The sequence below is a fragment of the Nostoc paludosum FACHB-159 genome (assembly GCF_014698835.1).
GTDB classification, from domain to species: Bacteria; Cyanobacteriota; Cyanobacteriia; order Cyanobacteriales; family Nostocaceae; genus Nostoc; species Nostoc paludosum.
Genome location: NZ_JACJTU010000022.1, coordinates 56,819 through 77,898, shown reverse-complemented (window position 1 = coordinate 77,898; position 21,080 = coordinate 56,819). Strand labels below are relative to the sequence as shown.

The window sequence follows — 21,080 nt, the reverse complement described above, 5'->3', positions numbered from 1 at the left end:
AGTGTTTGATATATTTTCTGATGTCGATGTTATGGGTGCGCCAGAATTAAGGTAAGTTTGGTTGGGTAGTGATGAAAGGAATTTTACGAATTAAGCACGCTAAGACTATTCTGGCTGTGCTGGTAATCTGTTTGGCGGTGCGTTTGTTGCCTTATTTTGCGCCAGTTTGTGCGGCAGATATAGCGCAGAATCAATTGGCAATGCAATTTAGCGATCGCAATAATTTACCATTAGGTACGTTGCTGACTCGCGACCAAGAGCATACATCAGTAATACCACTAAATCAAGTTTCGCCGCAGTTTATTCAGGCAATTCTAGCGGCTGAAGATGCTAGCTTTTACCAACATGGCGCGTTGGATATGAAAGCAGTTATCCGCGCTATGAAAGAAGCTATCCACGCCAAACGAATTGTTTCTGGTGCTTCCACAATTACTATGCAGTTAGCGCGGATGTTAGATCCCGTACCGCGTACTTTTTCAGGTAAAATGCAAGAAATTTGGCTATCTTGGCGGTTAGTCGCAGGGATGAATAAAGATGAAATACTCTCTGCATATATCAATCGCTTGCCAATGGGAGGGAATATATATGGTGTGGAAGCTGCGGCGCGGACTTATTTTTCTATCCCAGCCAGCGATTTGAATCTTGCTCAAGCGAGTTTTTTAGCTGCTATTCCTAATAATCCCACTTATTTTAATCCTTACGAACATTGGGAACGGTTAAAGCAGCGACAAAAATATGTGCTTAATCGTATGGTACTAGAAGGGTATATAAGTGAGGCGATCGCAGCACGCACATCTAGCGAAAAAGTTGTCTTTCAATCTCGCCAACAAGGAATTATCGCCGCACCACATTTTTTATTTTGGTTAGCAAATCAGATCCCCCCAACCCCCCTTGAAAAGGGGGGCTTAGTTTCCTCAAAGGAGGGCTTAGTTCCCCCAAAAGGGGGCTTACCCCCCTTTCTAAGGGGGGCTAGGGGGGATCAATCTGTTATTCGCACAACTATAAATCGTCCTTTACAGCAATTTGTCGAAGCACAAACACAGCAAGTAATTTCTTCTCTTGCTGCTAATAACGTTCATGATGCAGCTGCGTTGGTAATTGACAACCATACTGGCGAAGTTTTGGCTTATGTCGGTTCGCCCGATTATTTTAATGAAGCCAAACTCGGACGCAATGATGGAGTACAGGCGCTACGTCAACCGGGTTCTACCCTCAAGCCTTTTGTTTACGAACTTGCTTTAGAAAAAAATTTAATTCGCCCAAACACCATTTTGGCAGACGTACCTGCTCGTTATGCCATCCCTGGCGCGAAACTTTATAGCCCAACAGATTATACTGAAAGTTTTCTCGGCCCGGTGCGGGTGCGAATCGCTTTAGCAAATTCTTTAAATGTACCCGCAGTGCGCGTGTTAGAAAAAGTAGGTGTGGAATCTTTTTTAGAACGTCTGCATCAACTTGGGTTTGAACACCTCAATCAAACTCCAGAACATTATGGTTTAGGTTTGACTTTGGGTAGTGGCGAAGTAAGTCTTTGGGAATTAGCCAGGGCTTACGTTATTATGGCAAGATTTGGAGACGCTATTCCTTTAGTAAGCACATTTTCTGATTCCCAAATTTCTACAGACGCGATTAATCGCGTCTCTACAATTTCCAACCAAAAAATTTGGCAATTAATTACCAATATCCTTAGCGATAATCATGCTCGTGCAACAGCTTTTGGTGTAGACTCGGTGTTAAATTTACCTTTTCCTGCGGCTGTTAAAACTGGCACTTCTTCTAATTTTCGGGATACTTGGACAGTTGGCTTTACTACAGATTACACAGTCGCTACTTGGGTAGGTAATTTCAATGGGGAACCGATGCGTCAGGTTTCAGGTGTTACGGGTGCAGCACCTTTATGGAATCGAATTATGTTACATCTGCACGAACATCAAGAACCAGCAGCTTTTCCGCCTCCAGAAGGTTTAATACAATTACCTATTTGTGCAATTTCTGGTTTAAAACCAACACCAGATTGTACATCAGTGGTACAAGAATATTTCTATCCAGAAGATAAAAATAATTACGAAGCTGAAAATAAATTTGATTTGCCGTCAGAGTATGATGAGTGGTTGGCAAAACAACAGCGATCGCATTTAATTTCTAATAATTTGAGAATTCTATCTCCCCATCATGGCGATATATTTTTACTCTACCCAGGTGAAGCAGGACAGCAAAAATTAGAATTCAAATTAGCAGGAAATAAATCTGCACCTGTGGAATGGTGGCTAAATGGTGAAAAGTTAAATACAAACTCAGCTAATTCTTTATTTTGGAATTTACGCCCTGGTAATTGGACTTTGGAAGCAAGAAGTGGAGAAATGAAAGATAAGGTAAGCTTTCAGGTAGAATTAGCCAGTATTAAACCTAGGCGTCGAGGATTTTCTATTAGTAATTCTCAGACCAAAGTCAATCATCCATAATTAAATTCAGAATTCAGAATTCTGAATTCTTATTTAAAATCTTGCTCCATTTGCAAATATTTAGGAACGCCGACGAGTTCTTGAAAATCTTTAAAGTTAACTAAATTAGGTAAATTAGCTGTGGTTCCCTGTTCTTTGAGATGCCCAAAACAAGCGTTCATTACTTGTGTGACAGCGAGTAAAGCAGTAAGGGGGAAAAATGCAATTTTGAAGCCTAACTTTTGTAATTCAGCTGTGGAAATTTCTGGAGTTTTACCACCTTCAACGATATTAGCTACTAGTGGCACATCAGGAAAAGCAGCAGCGATCGCTTTTAACTCATCAACAGATTGCGGAGCCTCCACAAACAGTATATCTGCTCCAGCTGCAATGTAAGCTCGACCGCGAGCGATCGCTTCTTCTAAACCTAGCGGCGCACGCGCATCAGTCCGCGCAATAATTACTAAACCGCTATCGCCACGCGCTTCTACTGCGGCGCGAATTTTTCCCACATGTTCGGCTTGGGGAATCACTCGCTTACCTTCAAAATGCCCGCACTTTTTCGGCCATTCCTGATCTTCCAACAGTACCCCAGCAACACCCAACTGTACGGCATCTTTAATCGTGCGAATCACATTTAACGCGTTACCATAACCCGTATCCAAATCAGCAATTAGGGGAATATTTATTGATTGAGCAATCCGCCCTACACTATAAAGCATTTCGGTAGCCGTGAGAAAGCCGTAATCTGGCAAACCCAAAACAGAAGCCGCAATTCCAAAGCCACTAGTAGCCACGACTTCAAAACCTTGTTGTTCGGCTAACTTAGCTCCCAAACAATCATAAACGCCAGGAATTACAATAATTTCTGGACGCGCTAGTAATTGCCGTAGTTTTTGGCAAGCAGACATAAATTAATAGATAAAGTAAAAGCATTCCCCTTTTGAGAATACAGCAACACGCGCTAGGGGCGTACACCGTATATTATTCTGGAAGCAGTATGAATCCAGATGTAGAGACGTTGCATTGCAACGTCTCCAATTTGCCAAGAAAGAACAGTTTTCATTTTGGCGGGAGAGTTCAGCAATGAGTCAGTTACAGACCCAATTGACAGATACATGGATTTGTGCTTCTTGGCAGGAGTATGAGCAAGCGATCGCTAACTTACTCAACGATAAAGGAAAGAGTTACTACTACAAAGGACACATGAGGCTGGAGATGGCACCAGTTAGTTTCGACCACGGTCAAAACCATGTTGTAATTATTTTTGCAGTCACTTTATTTGCAGCACTTAAAGGAATACCAGCAACAGGTTTAGACACCACCACTTTTCGGAAAACTGGAATTCAAGATTGTCAGCCCGATGTTGCTTATTACCTCAGAGAACGTGCCCAAATTATCCCGACTGGTACGGGAATTGTCAACCTAGATCGCTACCCTGCACCGGATTTAGTTATTGAAATTGCGAAAACTTCTTTACTGGATGATTTAGGTACAAAGCGATCCCTTTATGAAGAATTATGCGTTGCTGAATATTGGGTAGTAGATGTACAAAATGCCCAAATTATTGCCTATACAATGGCAGACCAAGGTAGCAAACGTATCCAAGAATCTCAGGTATTTCCCGGACTAGCAATTGCAACTTTAGAAGAAGCCTTACGCCGTAGTCGAGACATGAATCAATCTCAAGTTGCAGCCTGGTTATTGAGCCAGTTTCAATAACAAGCAGTTTAAACTTTTTTTATATACAAAATCAACAAACCCCAACCATGACTCAGCAACCAACCAATCTAGACAATAAAACTGTATTTGAGCAGTTGTGGAATATTACAAAAGAACTCCGCCAAAAATTAGAAACTCGTTTTGAATTAAATCCAGATCCTTCTGTAGAAGATTTACAGGAATACAGCAGTGTTGACGGTAATATCAAAGGTTCTCTGAGTGCATTTTCAGGAAAAGAAATTGATTGGCTAGTGCATTCATGGTTAGGAAACCCCGAAAAATCCAACTTTAGCACCATGCGCCTCACCATTTGGTTAGGTTCACATATTCAGGTTCCACATTTGGCATTTGAGTTTGGCACCCTCCCAAATGCAGATATTTTATTTTATATAGATTACATTGCTCGAACTGAGCTTTTAACCGATTTGGCATATCTCGATCGCTATTACGAACCAGTTAACCAAACATTTTTAAAATTACAAGACCAGACGCGCCTCAAGGCATTTACTAGCAAAAGCGTTTACGTTCGCCTGTTTCAATCCCCTGTTAATCTTTGCTACACTGGCGCACCTACTACTGATACCCTCGAAATCACTCGCGCAGTTGCACACGAAACATTAGAACGCTGGCTAACTTGGGTAGACGCAGCCGAACCTGTATCAGAAGATGCACGAGATACTTTAGCAAATCGCGATTTATTGCTACGCCGAACCGCTGCCGAACGCGACCCAGGTAATAAATTTGCTGCCCAACTTTTCGGCACTCAATTAACAGATAAACTAGTACGCTCCCTCTGGGGTGGCGACAGAATAATTCGTAATTCGTAATTCGTAATTCGTAATTATTATCCCATACCTAAAGGTAGTTGCTCTGAATAATGATAATTGTTAATTTTTTAATTAAAAAATTCAGGAGATTCTACCCTCAATGAATTAATAGACTTCTTGCATAAATAATTTTTTGTCTCACGCAAAGGCGCAAAGACGCAAAGAAGAAGTCGAAAATAAGGACTTTTGCAAGAGGTCTAATAATTAATTACGAATTACGAATTATTAATTAAAAAATTCAGGAGCTTCTACCCTCAATGAATTAATAATTAATTACGAATTACGAATTACGAATTACGAATTATTTTGACTTCCCATGCCCAATTCAGAATCCTACCGTGCCTTAGCGCTGCAAGTTACCTGTCATGCAGTCAACCAAGCAAGCGATGGCCACGAAGCGCGATCGCTGATGCTAAACTCTATCAATCGCCTAGCGCAACAAATTGCAGCTAGTATTGCTTTCATTGGCTTTGATTGTCGTTTAATTGTACTACCAGAATATTTCCTCACAGGTTTTCCGATGGGAGATACTCTCGGAGGATGGGCAGAAAAAGCTTGTATAGAAATGGCTGGTGCTGAGTACGAAGCACTGGGAAAAATTGCTCAAAAGCATAAAATCTTTTTGGCTGGTAACGCCTACGAAGTTGACCCCAATTTTCCGGGATTATACTTTCAAACCTGCTTTATACTCGACCCCTCTGGCTCAATTATCCTACGCTACCGACGGCTAAATTCTTTGTTTGCCCCTACTCCCCATGACGTTTGGGATAAATATCTCGACTGCTATGGTTTAGAAGGAGTCTTCCCCGTTGCCAAAACTGAGATTGGTAATTTAGCAGCTTTAGCATCAGAAGAAATTTTGTATCCCGAAGTAGCGCGGTGTTTAGCCATGCGAGGAGCAGAGATTTTTGTGCATTCTACTTCTGAAGTGTATAACAAAAACCTCACACCCAAAGACGCCGCCAAAATTACTCGCGCTGTAGAAAATCTAGCTTATATAGTATCAGCTAATACCGCAGGTATCGCTAATATTGCTATACCCATTGCTTCCGCTGATGGTGGCTCAAAAATCATCGATTATCGCGGAATAGTCATAGCTGAAACAGGTGCAGGCGAAAGTATGGCAGCATTCGCCGAAATTGATTTAGCCGCATTACGCCGCGATCGCCGCCGACCAGGGTTAAATAATTTACTTTCACGCCAACGATTTGAACTTTATGCCGAAAGTTATCGAATGTCACACTTTTACCCCGCTAATACTATGCTGAATAAAGAAGTAGACCGCAAACACTTCCTCCAAACACAGCAGGCCACCATTGAACGGTTAGCACAATTAGGGATAATTTGAATTGGGTATGGGAAAATGGCTTCGCCAAGGGAAAGGGGAAATGGGGAAAGGGAAAAGGGGAAGGGCAAAGGGATTATGGAATGGATGGTGACACAATATTACTGGCTGTAAGAATTTTGAACTCAGAATTTGGTTTTCATAAAAAGGTTACTGGGTTTAGGTTGAAGATTTTCCCTTTCCCCTTTCCCCTTTTCCCTTTCCCCTTTCCCCTTTCCCCTTTCCCGAAGGGTTTTGACTAATGACTAATACAAAACCAATAGAAGTCCGCAACCCCCGAACTGGCAAATATGACTATGTAATTATTCCGCCGCCTCCCAGGTTGTTGGTACAGCAATGTAAGCGTATGCGTCGGGCGCAGGTTCATTGGCAAAAAATAGGTATAGAGGGGAGAATCGAAGCTTTACAACAGTGGAAGGAAGCGATACTATCTACACGCGATCGCTTAACGGAAGCTTTGGTAAATGATACAGGCAGATTGTCAACTTCAGTATTAGAAATCGATTCTTTTCTTTCTAGCATCGACCGTTGGTGTAGGTTAGCACCAGAATTGTTGCAAGAATCTGCAAAAAATACAGCAATTCCCTTTATCGCCTTACAACAAGCATCAGTACCTTATCCTCTAGTAGGCGTTATTAGCCCGTGGAATTTTCCACTGTTACTGTCTACCATTGATACCATTCCCGCATTGTTAGCGGGTTGTGCTGCGATTGTCAAACCGAGTGAAATTGCTCCCCGCTTCGTAGCACCGCTGGTTACAGCACTCAACGCCGTGCCGAAATTGCGCGATGTCTTAACTTTTGTTGAAGGAGCAGGGGAAACCGGGGCTACTTTAATTGAAAATGTAGATTTAGTTTGCTTTACAGGTAGTGTAGCAACAGGCAGGAAGGTAGCCCAAGCAGCGGCTAAACATTTTATTCCAGCTTTTTTAGAATTAGGTGGAAAAGATCCAGCGATCGTTTTAGAATCAGCCAACTTAGACTTAGCAACCTCAGCCATATTATGGGGTTCCGTCGTCAACACCGGACAGTCATGCTTATCGATTGAGCGAATTTACGTTGCTGAATCCATATTTGAAAAGTTTTACCATTTACTAGTAGCCAAAGCCCATCGCCTTGAGTTAGCTTATCCCACACTTGAAAGTGGAGAAATTGGCCCCATCATTGCCGAAAGACAAGCAGCAATTATTAGCGACCATCTCTTAGACGCAGTGGAAAAAGGAGCACTAATTCACTGCGGCGGCGTCATTGAAGACTTAGGCGGAGGTTGGTGGTGTCGTCCCACAGTGCTGACTCAGGTCAATCATTCCATGAAACTGATGAGCGAAGAAACTTTCGGCCCCCTTATGCCAATTATGCCTTTTGCCACAGTTGAGGAAGCAATATCTCTAGCAAACGACTCGATTTATGGACTGAGTGCTGCGGTGTTTGCCGAGTCCCAAGCAGAAGCCTTGGAAGTCGCCCAACATATAGATGCAGGCGCCATAAGTATTAACGATGCTGGACTCACCGCCATCATGCACGAGGGAGAGAAAAACGCCTTCAAATTCTCCGGACTGGGAGGTTCGCGCATGGGCGCAGCAGCAATAAAGCGGTTCACACGGAAAAAAGCTTTTTTGATTAAAACTAATGCGAGTAATGACCCTTGGTGGTTTGGGAATGAGGAATAGGGACTGGGGACTGGGGACTGGTGACTGGGGACTGGGAAGTGATGTTGGTTGCGATTATTGTGGCATTTTGGAGAAGCATGAATCGCACCAAACTACTTAACGACATCAAAAATTTGTTCAGCTGTTAGTTGTAGCTGAATACCTAAGCGCTCCAGTTCTGGAGATTTAATCTGCGTACTCCCGGTAAATCTGCCAGCTTCACGATAACTGCCTTCTGACAATTGTAGAATAGCGATCGCCAACTCCTGTGGGTCAATCAGCCAGTATTCAACAATACCGCGTGCTGCGTATTGTTTCCGCTTCCGCACATAGTCTCTATCCCGATTACTCTGACCTGGAGACACCACTTCGACCACCAAGTGCGGTGGAAGAACGTCAAAAGTAATAGTCAACCGCTTCCGGGTTAGCTCTAAGTGTTCCTCCCGGAGGATGACCAAATCAGGGTAGCGATTTGCAGGATCGCCAGCCTCAAGAACTGGTACCTGAAGTTCGCAAGCATGAGGCTGTACCCGTCGAAAAGGCATTCCAGCATTAACTAATAGCAGAAATAGGTAATTTGCAAGGGACGTATTTGGTTCTGACTCTGGCGGCAATTCTATTAGCCTCCCATCAACAAGTTCATAACGGTTTTCTGCCCCATCATCTATTTCTAGGTATTGCTCAAACGTCAATCGTTGGGCTGTAGTCATAATACTTCTGTGTGACTTCTATTATTGTGGCATTGTATTGTTAATTGAAGAAGACGCGATGAATTGTGTCTCTACATGACGGCGATTGAAAAGCGATGCCTGGGTTGGGCTACGCCCAATACGGTTCGGTTAAAGGGGAAAGGGAAAAGGGAAAAGGGTAATTTCAAGCCTTTTCCCTTTTCCCCTTACCCTTTTCCCAGCCCACATCAGAGATGAAAAATGCTTATCCGAACCGTATTGGGGCTACGCCTACGCATTCTCATTCTGTTAAAAATATCTGTTTTACTAGAGGCGATCGCCTCTGCCACAGTTTCGCCTACGATAACTAAAGCACCTCGAAGAATTTTGATAGTTTTGGTTCACAACACAAGTCCATTGGTTCACAACACAAGTCCATTGGTTCACAACACAAGTCCATTGGTTCACAACACAAGTCCATTGGTTCACAACACAAGTCTGTTGGTTCACAACACAAGTCCATTGGTTCACAACACAAGTTCATTGGTTCACAACACAAGTTCATTGGTTCACAACACAAGTCCATTGGTTCACAACACAAGTCCATTGGTTCACAACACAAGTCCATTGGTTCACAACACAAGTTCATTGGTTCACAACACAAGTCTTTGAGAAATTAATTTGTGACAATCGAAAAGAAGTTTCTGAATTTCTGGTAGAAATTATTGAAGACGTAGCAATGGAGCAAGCGATCGCTGAAGGTGAAACAACTGAACTGGTTAGCCGTGAGTCCATCTTTCAACTTTGGGAAGGGCTTGAAAATGACTATCCCCCGCAAACCCTTAAAGTAAAGTTTAAATGCTGTAGGATGAGGGGCAGATAAAATTTAGAAAGTGCTGTGAGTGAAACCGTCTATATTGAAACCAGTGTTATTGGTTATCTGACAGCCAGATCGACCAAAAACCTGATTATTGCTGCCAATATCGAAACAACACGGGACTGGTGGGACTTTCGTCGAAACAACTTCACTCTTTACACTTCGGAGGCTGTTTTAGACGAAGTAGCTAAGGGAGATACAGCGATCGCCACTCAACGACTGGAAATTTTGCAAGACTTTCCTTTGTTGGCATTGAATCAAGCCGTACAAAGTTTAGCTATTCAATTCCTGACCCAGAGTAATCTGCCTCCAAGAGCAAAGGTAGACGCAATTCACATTGCCGCCGCAACCGTCCACGGCATGGATTATCTGTTAACGTGGAATTGTAAACATATTGCTAATGCTCAAATCCAGGGTAAGTTAGCCGAGATTAGCCTTGATTTTGGCTATGTATTGCCTATCCTTTGCACACCCAACGAACTAATGGGATATTAGGTCATGTGGACAGATGAGATTGTCGAAGAGATCCACCAAATCCGTGAAGAGTATGCGAAGTCTTTCAACTATGATTTAGATGCAATATTTGCAGACCTACGCAAGAAGGAAGCAGAAAGCGGCAGAAAAGTCGTGAACTTGTCGCGGAAGCCCGGTATAACAACACGTTGGAGTGGACGAGTGAAGGATATCTGTGGTGATACAACGGATACTAGCCGCCGCTTAACTTAGCTGTTAAAAGCTGACGAGAAATGCGTAGGCATAGCCCGCCGCAGGCATCGCTTGGAAGAAAAACGGTAGTAAAACGATGCAAGCAAAACTCCAAGAGCAACTTTCCCCCAATGATGCCGAAGTTATTTTAGGATGCTTACCTGAACGAATTCGCGCTGCTCTAATTGCTTGTGCTACTGAAATTGAATATCCAATCGAAGCAGTTATTGAGATGGCGTTCACGTAGTGTCTCTGAAAGAGAATCGCAAGTTTTCTTGACACAGAGGCGTTGGGTTTTGCAGATTGCAAGCCAGGGCGTGGACAATAAAAGCGTAAACTGGCGAAAGATATTGGTGTGGATAAAGAGGTTATACCAATTCGCTATTTGCAATTATTTAAGTCAGAATCTCAGCACTAATTAGCGTTAAATCTTTATCACGCCCTACTTAGAGTAACTTTATGCCCTGAGGTGAGTCGGTGGTCTATCGGATTAAAATGTGAGCAGAATATTGTGTTTATCTCAACTCATACCTATGCAAATTACCCTTAATCTCGATGAATCTCTCCTTAACGAAGCCTTACAACTTACTAACCTCACTACTCAAGAAGAACTAGTGAATTTTGCTCTGCAAGAACTTGTACGTTCGCGAAGTGACTCCTCAAAAGCATCGCACGGCAAGAGAAACCTTTTCGACCTCGCTGGACAAATTCAGTTTACCCCAGACTTTGACCACAAAGCTCTGCGCGAGACTCGTCATGCTGCTGATTGATACATCAGTTTGGATAGTCGTCTTGCGCGACCGCAACGGTCAAGTTCGCCAGCAGCTTGAAACCCTAATTGCTAATCGAGAAGTTTTACTCACCCGATTCACTCAGCTTGAATTGCTTCAAGGTAGCCTAAACGAGCAAGAATGGACTCTCCTCTCCACCTACCTCGAAACACAAAATTATATTGAACCCTCGATTCATTCTTGGCAAGCGGCTGCCCGTATTTACTATGACTTGCGCCGCCAAGGGCTTACTGTTCGCAGCCCAATTGATTGCTGCATTGCTCAAACGGCTCTGGAAAATAATTTGCTTCTGATTCACAACCATCGCGACTTTGAAACCATTGCCCAAGTAAGATCGCTCCAACACCTTCGCTTTCAACCTTGACTTTCTCCTGAAAAACTGACGGGCAAGTGCTACAAACGGAATTCGTTATGCTTCGCATCAGTTGTTGATAACCTTCCCATTTCCCAGTCCCCAGTCCCCACTCCTCAATAATATGCGAACATAATTAAGTTGTAGCCGATCGCCTGCACTGAGGTTTAAAGTGGATACCATTGCCATCCCTGCTCTGAATCGCCCAGTAGACGCCACTGTAGAGATTCCTGGTTCTAAAAGTATTACTAACCGGGCACTACTTGTCGCAGCTTTAGCGCAAGGTGACTCTATTTTAGAAAATGCCTTATTTAGTGAAGACAGCAATTATTTTGCTAAATGTTTAGAGCAATTAGGCATCCCTATTACCCTAAATCCTGACCAGGCTCAAATTCAAATCTCAGGAAAGGGAGGCGAAATTCCCGCAAAGCAAGCAGATTTATTTGTTGGTTTAGCAGGTACAGCAGCAAGGTTTATTTCAGCGTTGGTAGCACTGGGTAATGGCGAATATCGCTTAGATGGAGTTCCCCGGATGCGAGAACGACCGATGGGTGACTTGCTAAAGGTGCTGCAAAGTAGCGGAGTAACCGTTAACTTCCAGGGAAATCCTGATTTTATGCCTTACACCATCTACGGCGGGCAGTTTTCTGGGGGACATTTTCGCTTAAAAGCTAACCAAACAAGTCAGCAACTTTCGGCGTTATTAATGATTGCGCCTTATGCTCAACAAGACACAATCATTGAAGTTGAGGGGACATTGGTTTCGCAATCTTACGTGAAAATGACTTGTAAGTTGATGGCAGATTTTGGCGTGCAAGTCAATCAAATCGGCGAAAATCAATTCCAAATTCAAGCAGGTCAGCGTTACCAGCCTCGACATTACACAATAGAACCAGATGCGTCGAATGCTTCTTACTTTTTTGCTGCCGCCGCCGTTACTGGTGGACGAGTGCGAGTAAAACATTTGACCAAACAATCTTATCAAGGCGATATTCTTTGGCTGAATGTTTTAGAACAGATGGGTTGCCAGGTACGTGAAGCTGATGATTACATCGAAGTCACAGGGCCAGAGCAATTACAGGGTATCGATATTGACATGAATGATATCTCAGATTTGGTGCAAACCTTAGGAGCGATCGCTCCCTTTGCCACCTCACCTGTTACCATTCGCAATGTCGAACATATTCGCTACAAAGAAACCGACCGCATTCACGCCGTAGTTACCGAATTGCGTCGCTTGGGAGTTCAAGTTGAAGAATTTGCCGATAGACTGAAGATTGAACCTAGCCCCATCACCCCGGCTGCCATTGAAACCTATCACGATCATCGCATGGCAATGGCATTTGCCGTCACAGGCTTAAAAGTTCCAGGGATTGTAATTAAAGACCCAGGTTGTACAGCAAAAACTTTTCCCGATTACTTTACCCGATTTTTCAAAATGTTAGAACAATAAAAGGTGAATAGCCATGTCTAATATCAAAGAAGGAATGCCCGTGCTTGCCCGTCATGAAGGAGATTGGGTAGGCACTTATACATTAGTTGATACAACCGGAAAAGTCATTGACAGCTACGAATCTCACTTAACTTGTCAATTCCCAGAAAACGGCCCTCATCCCTACTACCAAATCAACCGCTACACATGGGCTGACGGTAAAAAAGAAGAATACGAATTTCCCGGAATCTATAAAGATAATAAACTTTGGTTTGATACAGAACGCATTGACGGCAAAGCTTGGGAAGCTGACGATTCTATTGTGATTTTGTGGTTTGCTTATAAGACAAACCCAGAAATGAGCTTATATGAAATGATTTACATTAGCCCTGATAATAACAATCGTGCACGTACTTGGCATTGGTTTAAAAACGGTCAAATATTTCAACGCACCCTCATTCAAGAACAACGGCTAAAATAAAGCGATCGAGTAGAATTAAAAATTTAGTAGGGTGCGTTATGGACGTAAGTCCTAACGCACCGAAAATCTCGAATGGTGCGTTAGCCTACGGCATAACACACCCTACTAAAAACTCTCTGCGACTCTGCGCCTCTGCGTGAGTTAAATTTATCTCTATATTCAGCAACACCTAAATATCGATTTTTAATTTAGTTGCTAAATAATAATCTTTTTGATTATTATTTATTACTCGTTATTCAACTATTTCAAATCTCAACTTCCTAAGGTATACGCATGGCAAAAGGTGACAAAATAAACTTTTCTACTCCTAGCGGTTTCCCAGAATTTCTGCCTAGCGAAAAGCGCCTAGAATTATATTTATTAGATACCATCCGTAGAGTTTTTGAAGGCTATGGATTTACCCCCATTGAAACCCCAGCAGTAGAACGTTTAGAAGTCCTACAAGCTAAAGGAAACCAAGGCGACAATATAATTTATGGAATTGACCCCATATTGCCACCAAATCGCCAAGCCGAAAAAGATAAATCTGGCGAAACGGGTTCCGAAGCAAGGGCATTAAAGTTTGACCAAACAGTACCATTAGCAGCTTACATTGCTCGTCACCTCAATGAATTAACCTTTCCCTTTGCCCGCTACCAAATGGATGTAGTTTTTCGCGGAGAACGGGCAAAAGATGGACGTTTTCGCCAGTTTCGCCAATGTGATATTGATGTAGTTGCGCGTCGCGAACTGAGCTTACTTTATGATGCTCAAATGCCTGCAATTATCAGTGAAATATTTGAAGCAATTAATATCGGTGATTTTCTCATCCGCATCAATAACCGCAAAGTGCTGACAGGTTTCTTTAAATCACTAGGAATTGCCGAAAACCAAATTAAATCCTGCATCAGTGTTGTTGATACCCTAGAAAAAGTTGGGCAAAATAAAGTCAAACAAGATTTAGAGAAAGAGGGTATTTCGGCAGAACAAGCTGAAAAAATTATTGAGTTTATTAAAATAGATGGTTCAGTTGATGACGTATTAGATAAGCTCAAACATCTAGCAAACAATCTCCCAGAAACCGAACAGTTAAGCTTGGGCGTTACCGAACTAGAAACAGTAATTACAGGCGTGCGTAATCTTGGAGTTGCCGAAAATCGTTTCTGTATTGATTTATCTATTGCTCGTGGACTTGATTACTATACTGGTACAGTTTACGAAACAACTTTATTGGGACATGAAGCTTTAGGCAGTATTTGTTCTGGCGGCAGATATGAAGAATTAGTCGGAGTATTTTTAGGCGAAAAAATGCCTGGTGTTGGCATTTCCATTGGCTTAACTCGCTTAATTAGTCGATTGTTGAAAGCAGGTATTTTGAGTACCTTAGCTGCTACACCTGCACAGGTGATGGTGGTGAATATGCAAGATGATTTAATGCCGACTTATTTAAAAGTTTCCCAACAACTGCGTCAAGCGGGAATTAATGTTATCACTAACTTTGATAAGCGTCCTTTAGGGAAACAATTTCAGTTAGCAGATAAACAAGGAATTCAATTCTGTGTGATTATTGGTTCTGAAGAAGCAGCAGCAAATAAATCTTCTCTCAAAGATTTGAAAACAGGCGAACAAGTAGAAGTTTTGTTGGAAAATTTGGCAGAGGAGGTTAAACGCAGACTGACGTAAATTTAATTAGAGCATTAGACGCGATAAATCGCCGTCTCTACAATAACCAATCTTTGTAGAGACGGCGATTTATCGCGTTTTTACTCCTATATTAATAAGTCAATTTAGCTAAAGTATAAAAATCAAATTTTTTCAACATATCTAAAAATGTAAACACGGCAGGTACATGCAAACCATTAGATAAAATTGCTGTTGCAATTACTCTCTCAAGAGTTGCGGGTAAACTGTATACCTGTACCTTTGGCGGAATGGGTACGGCTGCTAAACGGGGCATAATAGCGGCTCTAAGTCCTTGATTTACCATACTTACAACTGTGGAATCTTCTTGAATGTCGGTAGCAGTATTTATGGGAATAGCTAAATTTTTCAGGTGGTTGTGAAGAATGCGTCCGCAGGGCGTACAAGGAAGCATAACTGGAGGATAGGCTGCTATGTCTTCCCAAGTAATTGCTTTGCTATTAATTTTGGCTTGTGGTGGTAGCAAAGCTAGATATTCATCCCGAAAAATTTCCCAAGTCTCAAACTCATCGCTAGTTGGCAGACAGGTAATACCAATATCAGCGCGTCCATCACGCAAACATTGTTCTACATCGGTGAAAGCAGCACACTCTATAATGGTGACAGCAACTTCTGGAAATTGATCGTGAAACTGAGCGATCGCTTTTGGTAATAAATGAGTAGCTACGCTGCGAAAAGCCGCAATTCTCACATGACCGCCATGTAAACCTTTATGTAGATTTGCTTCGTGTTGCATCATTTGTAGATGTTGCATTGCCTGACGCGCGTGATATAGTATACGCTCGCCAGCAGGTGTTAACACTGCACCGTGACGACCTCTAGCAAATAAAGGTACACCTAATTCTTGTTCTAAAGTGGCGATCGCATGACTAATTGCAGGCTGAGAAAGCTGCAATTCTAAGGCTGCTTCACTAAAGTTACCACTTTCTGCGACTGCAACTATGGCTCGAAGTTGGGAGAGTTTCATGGTCAATTGATGAGAACAAGGTTACACGCATCCTGACTTAATTGTGACAAAAAGCTTGTATTAATGATTTCTCGTATCTATAAATCATATTTATAGAAGCTATGCAAGCCATGATTTGATTCCTGAGTGCGACGTTGCTACTGTTTTATTTATAGAGCAATTGTCAGGAATAATTTTATGAATAATCACATTAAATGTCTAGAACCGGAAAAATTAGATATAACTTGTACTCCCTCATTCGCCAAAAAAGCAAACTTCAGCTTTTGGAAATCTCTGCATAATATTTGGGAAAAATTTGTCCAACAACTTTTAGCAGATCCTAACGAATTACAAGTTAAACAAAAAGTTGACCGCCACGGGAATATTTATTGGCAAGCCTACGACCCTGTAAGCGGTAAATCTTTTGCTTCTGGTTCGGAAACTGACGTGTCTATGTGGATTGAGCAGCTTTACAGATACTAAAAAGATGGCACAACTAACTTTAGTAATTGGCAATAAAAATTATTCATCTTGGTCACTTCGTCCTTGGCTAGCGATGAAACAATTTGGTTTGGAATTCCATGAAATTAGGATTCCACTTTACGGTTCAGATTCTTCATCAAAAACTCGGCAATACTCGCCATCAGGAAAAGTACCTGTACTATTACACGATACGCTAACTGTCTGGGATTCTCTTGCTATTTGTGAATATCTAGCTGAAACATTTCCGACTTTGCAATGGTGGCCAAAGGATAAAACAGCAAGAGCATTTGCTCGTTCTATTACTGCCGAAATGCACTCAGGGTTTCAAAATTTGCGTCAGAATATGCCAATGAACTGTCGGACTAAATACCCTGGGAAAGGTTTAGGATCTGGCGTACAACAAGATATTGACCGCATTATTAGTATCTGGAAAGAATCGCGTCAAAAATTTGGCAATACTGGTAATTTCTTATTTGGTGACTTCACAATTGCTGATGCGTTTTTTGCACCAGTTGTCTTACGGTTTGTAGCTTATGATGTGCAGCTAGATGCAAATTCTAGAGATTACGTAGAGATAATTTTGGCACTAAACGCAATGCAAGAATGGATAAATGCAGCAAAAAATGAAACAGAAATTCTTCCCCAATACGAGTTTTAAGGAAATGGCAGGTACAAATCTTCTAATTTTTTATGCAACCCAACAAGATATTCCTGCCATTATGGAATTGACTTATTTTGAAGGCTAAAGAATTACGAATTAGGGCAATACTCCATAAACACTACAGGAACTTTGAGTAGCTTTTTAGCTAATTGTGAAAATCTAAATTTATCCTTGAGTGCAGACGAGACTTTTGTCTTGGGGGTTTCTGGGAGGTCTGCAAAAGATATTGGCACAAAACCAAAGCGACTGTAAAACTCGGCCAATCGCTGGCCCAAACATTCAAGATAAAGTGGTTGCTGGCTTGTGTTAATCAAATGCTGGGTTAGTAAAGTACCCAAACCGCGACCTCTCCAAGCTGATGCAACTACTAAACTACCAAGTTCTTGTGCCCCTGAGAAATTACGCAGCTGTCCACAGGCTACCAGATGGCCATCGCATTCAATTACCCAAAATTGCTGCCAATTTAATTGCGTTGGGTCGAGTTTCGCTGAAAACACCAGCAATCGAATCGACCACCGATCTCCAAAGGTTGCTTTGCGGAGCACACAGCCAGGTGGCAAAGATACATTACTTTGATTCATTAATTATGCTTGGGTAGCTGATAAGTAAGCGGACATAATTAAATGTAAAATACAACTGAGTGAAACCCTTTGCTATTGAGGGTTTTACCTTCTGGAGGCAGCGCGTTGCTTATTTTCCCCCAGTTGTAGCGACTGCCGTCCTCCTGCCTTCTGCCTCCTGCCTTCTACTTATCACAATTATCGTGGCAGATTTTTGAGTCAGTCACACTCAAATCACCATGCATTTTCTGGTAACAAATAATCAAGGAATTTTAAAAGTGTTTTGGATAGTAAATCTGTTCTTAGTTTTTCTTTAATGCTGGTCGCTTTTTCGGCTTTAGTAATTACTAATTATATATTTCCAGATTTTTACAACCATAGATAATTTTTACAAATAAGACTTTTGATAGAGGTGAAATCGGTAATAACTATATTCTAGATAGATGAAAACCCATCCCTGATTTTTTTAAGATTCTCGTAAGAGTAAATGATTAGGAATCTAATAATGTCTGAACAACAAAAATCTAGTAATGAAGATACTACACCTACCTCTTCTGGTGGCTACCAAACTACCCTTGACGAAGCTACCCGCCAAACTGGCAACGCTGAAAAAAGTGATGGAAAAACTTCTGCTACCCCAGAATCGCCAGAAAATGATACTGTACAAGGCAGCCCAAATCAAGGAACTGAGTCACGTTAATTAATTTAAACCTTCCCAAGTTTTAATGATTTTGTGGCGGTTTTGAATGATTCTAATCCAGTAATTTGAGAGTGGATATGTGGTGTAAACGCCACAATTATCCACTCATTTTTTATGTTCGGCATCAGGAGATAGGAGGCAGGAAGCAGGAGGAACGCACGTTTTAAAACATGGGATTGAAGCAAGGACGCTTTGTATCTTGTGCTATGCATCTCGTACCAGTATCTTCTTTTAAACTGGGCTTTATACCTAAAACTAAAGTTTTTATTCATAGTTCTTTCCTCCTACCTTCTCCCGGACGCTCGCGGACACGGCGAATCGCTGCTCTATCTGCCTCCTGCCTTCTTTGTAAGTAATAACTTAATATGTATAATTTTTCAGAAAATCTCGTTGATTATACTAATATTATTTCATGCAATAATCGCCAGGGCTTGCGGTGAGAGCTAAAACTGATTTAGTTATTAGCTATAGTTAGGCGAATATTCTATGAATAAAGTATCAGAAAAATTTATCGGCAGTGGTTTTAGCTTGGCATTACTGCTAATGTCTGGCGTCGGAATAGCTTCCTACTTAAGTATTCAAAGCTTAACGGCAGAAAAGCGATGGGTAGTTCATACTCAACAAGTTATAGAATCCATAGATCATGTACGTATTCACCTCGGTAATGTTGAGAGGGCACAAAGTAATTATATTTTTACAGAAAATAGAGTTTACCAAGAAATCTATAAAAAACAGAAGCAGAAAGTTTACAAACTGCTTAAAACTATCCGAGCGCTAAACAGTGATAACTTTAATCAACAAAACCGACTTGATACACTCGAACCTTTGATTGCAAAGAAATTTTCTCTGCTTGAGCAGTCCATTGATTTGTTTGAGCAAAAAAGTTTAGATAAGGCAACTCAAACAGCTATTGTTAGCCGCAGCATAGAGATAGGCAAACAAATTCAAGCAATCACCAAAGCAATGGAAAATGACGAGAGAAACTTATTACATGAGCGAACAGCAGCTACTGACAATCTTTTTGAGGAAGTCGTTATTGTTGTGAGTTTGGGATATGTTTTGAGCGTGGTTTTGCTAATTGTGGTTTACTTATCGCTGCAAAAGCAAATTCAGATGAACAAGGCTTTATCACAAGAAGCTATTCGTTTGGAACAGCAAGCTGCAAAAGCAAAACTAGCAGATATTTTAGAAACTATTACAGATGCTTTTGTTGCCGTAGATCGGGATTCATGTTACACCTACATCAATCACAGAGCCGAACAAATATTCAATCGCCGCTCCGCAGATTTGATTGGTAAAAACATCTGGGAAGTATTCCCTGAAACTGCCGAATATAAATTTTATCAAATTTATCATCAGGCTCTGGCAGAACAGCGAGTCATTCACATGGAAGAATATTATGCACCGTTCGACCGCTGGGTTGAATATTCCATGTACCCCTCAGCAGAAGGAATATCAATTCTTTTTCAAGATGTCACTCGCCGCAAATTGGCGGAAATTGCTTTAGAAGAGAGTGAAAAACGCTATCGTTCATTAGTGATTGCTACTTCTCAAGCTGTTTGGATATCTAATAGTAATGGGATGCCAAAAGAGCATTCATCTTGGATGGCTTTGACTGGGCAAACTGATGCCCAAGTTAAGGAATGGGGATGGCTAAATGCAATTCATCCTGAGGATCGAGAGTTGACACAGTTGTTGTGGACTGAGGCACTAAAAACCAAAAATCTTTACTTTAGGGAACATCGCGTGCAGGTTGCGGATGGCAGCTATCGATTTTTTGCCGCCCGTGCAGTTCCTGTTTTAGATGCCAACAATGAGATTCAAGAGTGGATAGGCACTTATACGGACATCACAGAACGCAAACTAGCACAACAAGCACTGCAACAGGTCAATGAAGAACTAGAAATCAAAGTTCAGGAACGAACAGCTGAATTACAAAAGCTTAATGAAGATCTAAAACGCTCTAACCAAGAGTTAGAGCAGTTTGCCTATGTGGCTTCCCACGATTTACAAGAACCATTGCGAGCTGTGACGGGTTATACCCAATTATTAGAGAACGAATATCAAAGCTGCCTAGATAATTCTGCCAAGGAATACTTGGCTTACATTGTAGATGGGGCAAAGCGGATGCAGCAGTTGATTCAAGACTTGTTAGCTTATTCTCGTGTAGGGACTCGCGGTCAGGAATTTGTGCTTGTTGATTGTAATGTTGCACTGAGTCTAGCTCTGAATAATTTACATGTAGCGATCGCCGAAAGTAAAGCCATCATTACTCATGACCCTTTGCCAAAGTTACTCGCAGACAAAACCCAAATGGTGCAACTATTCCAAAATTTGATCGGCAATGCCATCAAGTTCTGCCGAAAAGAACCACCCAAGATTCATATTGGTGCTCTCAGAAGAGATGGGGAAGCAGGGGGAGAAATCCTCACTCCTAACTCTCCACTGGCTACAGACGCAATTAATGACCCAGGGCGTTGCTTATTTTCCCCCCGTTGTAGCGACTGGCGTCGCGTCTGTAGCCACTCCCAATGGCTCATCTGGGTACAGGATAATGGCATCGGTATTAAGTCTCAGTATCTTCAGCGGATTTTTGAAGTTTTCCGACGCCTTCATACTCGTAGAGAATTTTCTGGCACAGGTATTGGTCTGGCTATCTGCAAAAAAATTGTCGAGCGACATGGAGGTTGCATCTGGGCTGAGTCTGAGCCAGGTGTAGGAACTGTATTTTATTTTACCCTCAATGCAAATTAAGGTATTC

General features: G+C 41.8%; 19 protein-coding genes and 1 pseudogene. 16 read left to right on the top strand and 4 right to left on the bottom strand.

Features of this window, described 5'->3' with window-relative positions:
* Positions 1-71: 71 nt before the first annotated feature.
* Positions 72-2,462 carry a penicillin-binding protein 1C gene (locus H6H03_RS21895; protein ID WP_190957177.1) on the top strand — a complete coding sequence of 797 codons (2,391 nt, stop codon included), beginning with the start codon at positions 72-74 and terminating at the stop codon, positions 2,460-2,462.
* A 29-nt stretch (positions 2,463-2,491) separates the two neighbouring features.
* On the opposite strand, the gene H6H03_RS21890 is transcribed toward H6H03_RS21895, so the two are convergent.
* Complete coding sequence (locus H6H03_RS21890; protein ID WP_190957176.1) at positions 2,492-3,352, bottom strand: isocitrate lyase/PEP mutase family protein; 861 nt, start codon at positions 3,350-3,352, stop codon at positions 2,492-2,494.
* 175 nt (positions 3,353-3,527) lie between these two features.
* Here H6H03_RS21890 and H6H03_RS21885 point away from each other — a divergent pair, with 175 nt between their 5' ends.
* The 4 genes from H6H03_RS21885 (at position 3,528) to H6H03_RS21870 (ending at position 8,004) form a co-directional block, all read left to right on the top strand.
* Positions 3,528-4,163, top strand: a complete 636-nt coding sequence (locus H6H03_RS21885; protein WP_190957175.1) for a Uma2 family endonuclease — start codon at positions 3,528-3,530, stop codon at positions 4,161-4,163.
* Between the two features lie 47 nt (positions 4,164-4,210).
* Positions 4,211-4,990, top strand: a complete 780-nt coding sequence (locus H6H03_RS21880; protein ID WP_190957174.1) for a red chlorophyll catabolite reductase — start codon at positions 4,211-4,213, stop codon at positions 4,988-4,990.
* A 316-nt stretch (positions 4,991-5,306) separates the two neighbouring features.
* Positions 5,307-6,338: a nitrilase-related carbon-nitrogen hydrolase gene (locus tag H6H03_RS21875; protein WP_190957173.1), complete on the top strand. Its 1,032-nt coding sequence runs from the start codon at positions 5,307-5,309 to the stop codon at positions 6,336-6,338.
* A 238-nt stretch (positions 6,339-6,576) separates the two neighbouring features.
* Complete coding sequence (locus H6H03_RS21870) at positions 6,577-8,004, top strand: aldehyde dehydrogenase family protein (RefSeq protein ID WP_190957172.1); 1,428 nt, start codon at positions 6,577-6,579, stop codon at positions 8,002-8,004.
* A 92-nt stretch (positions 8,005-8,096) separates the two neighbouring features.
* On the opposite strand, the gene H6H03_RS21865 is transcribed toward H6H03_RS21870, so the two are convergent.
* Entirely contained in the window at positions 8,097-8,693 is a 597-nt protein-coding gene (locus H6H03_RS21865; RefSeq protein WP_190957171.1) for a Uma2 family endonuclease, read from the bottom strand.
* A gap of 856 nt (positions 8,694-9,549) precedes the next feature.
* Here H6H03_RS21865 and H6H03_RS21860 point away from each other — a divergent pair.
* From H6H03_RS21860 to hisS, 7 genes and pseudogenes are all read left to right on the top strand, one after another.
* Positions 9,550-10,023 (top strand): type II toxin-antitoxin system VapC family toxin, encoded by a 474-nt coding sequence (locus H6H03_RS21860; protein WP_190957170.1) that lies wholly within the window; start codon positions 9,550-9,552, stop codon positions 10,021-10,023.
* 307 nt (positions 10,024-10,330) lie between these two features.
* A pseudogene (locus H6H03_RS41810) lies at positions 10,331-10,561 on the top strand (hypothetical protein).
* 205 nt (positions 10,562-10,766) lie between these two features.
* Entirely contained in the window at positions 10,767-11,003 is a 237-nt protein-coding gene (locus H6H03_RS21850; protein ID WP_190957169.1) for a type II toxin-antitoxin system VapB family antitoxin, read from the top strand.
* Positions 10,990-11,388, top strand: coding sequence for a type II toxin-antitoxin system VapC family toxin (gene vapC / locus H6H03_RS21845; protein ID WP_190957168.1), 399 nt, complete (start codon positions 10,990-10,992; stop codon positions 11,386-11,388). Before H6H03_RS21850 ends, vapC begins: the two co-directional genes overlap by 14 nt.
* 160 nt (positions 11,389-11,548) lie before the next feature.
* Entirely contained in the window at positions 11,549-12,829 is a 1,281-nt protein-coding gene (gene aroA / locus H6H03_RS21840; RefSeq protein ID WP_190957167.1) for a 3-phosphoshikimate 1-carboxyvinyltransferase, read from the top strand.
* Positions 12,830-12,842: 13 nt separating this feature from the next.
* Positions 12,843-13,289 carry a DUF3598 family protein gene (locus H6H03_RS21835; protein WP_190957166.1) on the top strand — a complete coding sequence of 149 codons (447 nt, stop codon included), beginning with the start codon at positions 12,843-12,845 and terminating at the stop codon, positions 13,287-13,289.
* A gap of 273 nt (positions 13,290-13,562) precedes the next feature.
* The gene (gene hisS / locus H6H03_RS21830) at positions 13,563-14,951 is read left to right on the top strand and encodes a histidine--tRNA ligase (protein ID WP_190957165.1); all 1,389 of its coding nucleotides are present in this window, start codon (positions 13,563-13,565) and stop codon (positions 14,949-14,951) included.
* Between the two features lie 91 nt (positions 14,952-15,042).
* On the opposite strand, the gene H6H03_RS21825 is transcribed toward hisS, so the two are convergent.
* On the bottom strand, positions 15,043-15,936 hold the full coding sequence (locus H6H03_RS21825; protein ID WP_190957164.1) for a LysR family transcriptional regulator: 894 nt from the start codon (positions 15,934-15,936) through the stop codon (positions 15,043-15,045).
* Between the two features lie 177 nt (positions 15,937-16,113).
* On the opposite strand from H6H03_RS21825, the gene H6H03_RS21820 reads away from it, so the two are divergent.
* Positions 16,114-16,398 (top strand): hypothetical protein, encoded by a 285-nt coding sequence (locus tag H6H03_RS21820; protein WP_190957236.1) that lies wholly within the window; start codon positions 16,114-16,116, stop codon positions 16,396-16,398.
* 4 nt (positions 16,399-16,402) lie between these two features.
* The gene (locus tag H6H03_RS21815) at positions 16,403-17,056 is read left to right on the top strand and encodes a glutathione S-transferase family protein (RefSeq protein WP_190957163.1); all 654 of its coding nucleotides are present in this window, start codon (positions 16,403-16,405) and stop codon (positions 17,054-17,056) included.
* 92 nt (positions 17,057-17,148) lie between these two features.
* On the opposite strand, the gene H6H03_RS21810 is transcribed toward H6H03_RS21815, so the two are convergent.
* Positions 17,149-17,640, bottom strand: a complete 492-nt coding sequence (locus tag H6H03_RS21810) for a GNAT family N-acetyltransferase (RefSeq protein WP_190957162.1) — start codon at positions 17,638-17,640, stop codon at positions 17,149-17,151.
* 484 nt (positions 17,641-18,124) lie between these two features.
* On the opposite strand from H6H03_RS21810, the gene H6H03_RS21805 reads away from it, so the two are divergent.
* A complete protein-coding gene (locus H6H03_RS21805; RefSeq protein ID WP_190957161.1) occupies positions 18,125-18,319 on the top strand; it encodes a hypothetical protein in 195 nt (64 codons plus the stop codon).
* 486 nt (positions 18,320-18,805) lie between these two features.
* Complete coding sequence (locus H6H03_RS21800; protein ID WP_190957160.1) at positions 18,806-21,073, top strand: PAS domain S-box protein; 2,268 nt, start codon at positions 18,806-18,808, stop codon at positions 21,071-21,073.
* The last annotated feature ends 7 nt before the right edge of the window (positions 21,074-21,080 follow it).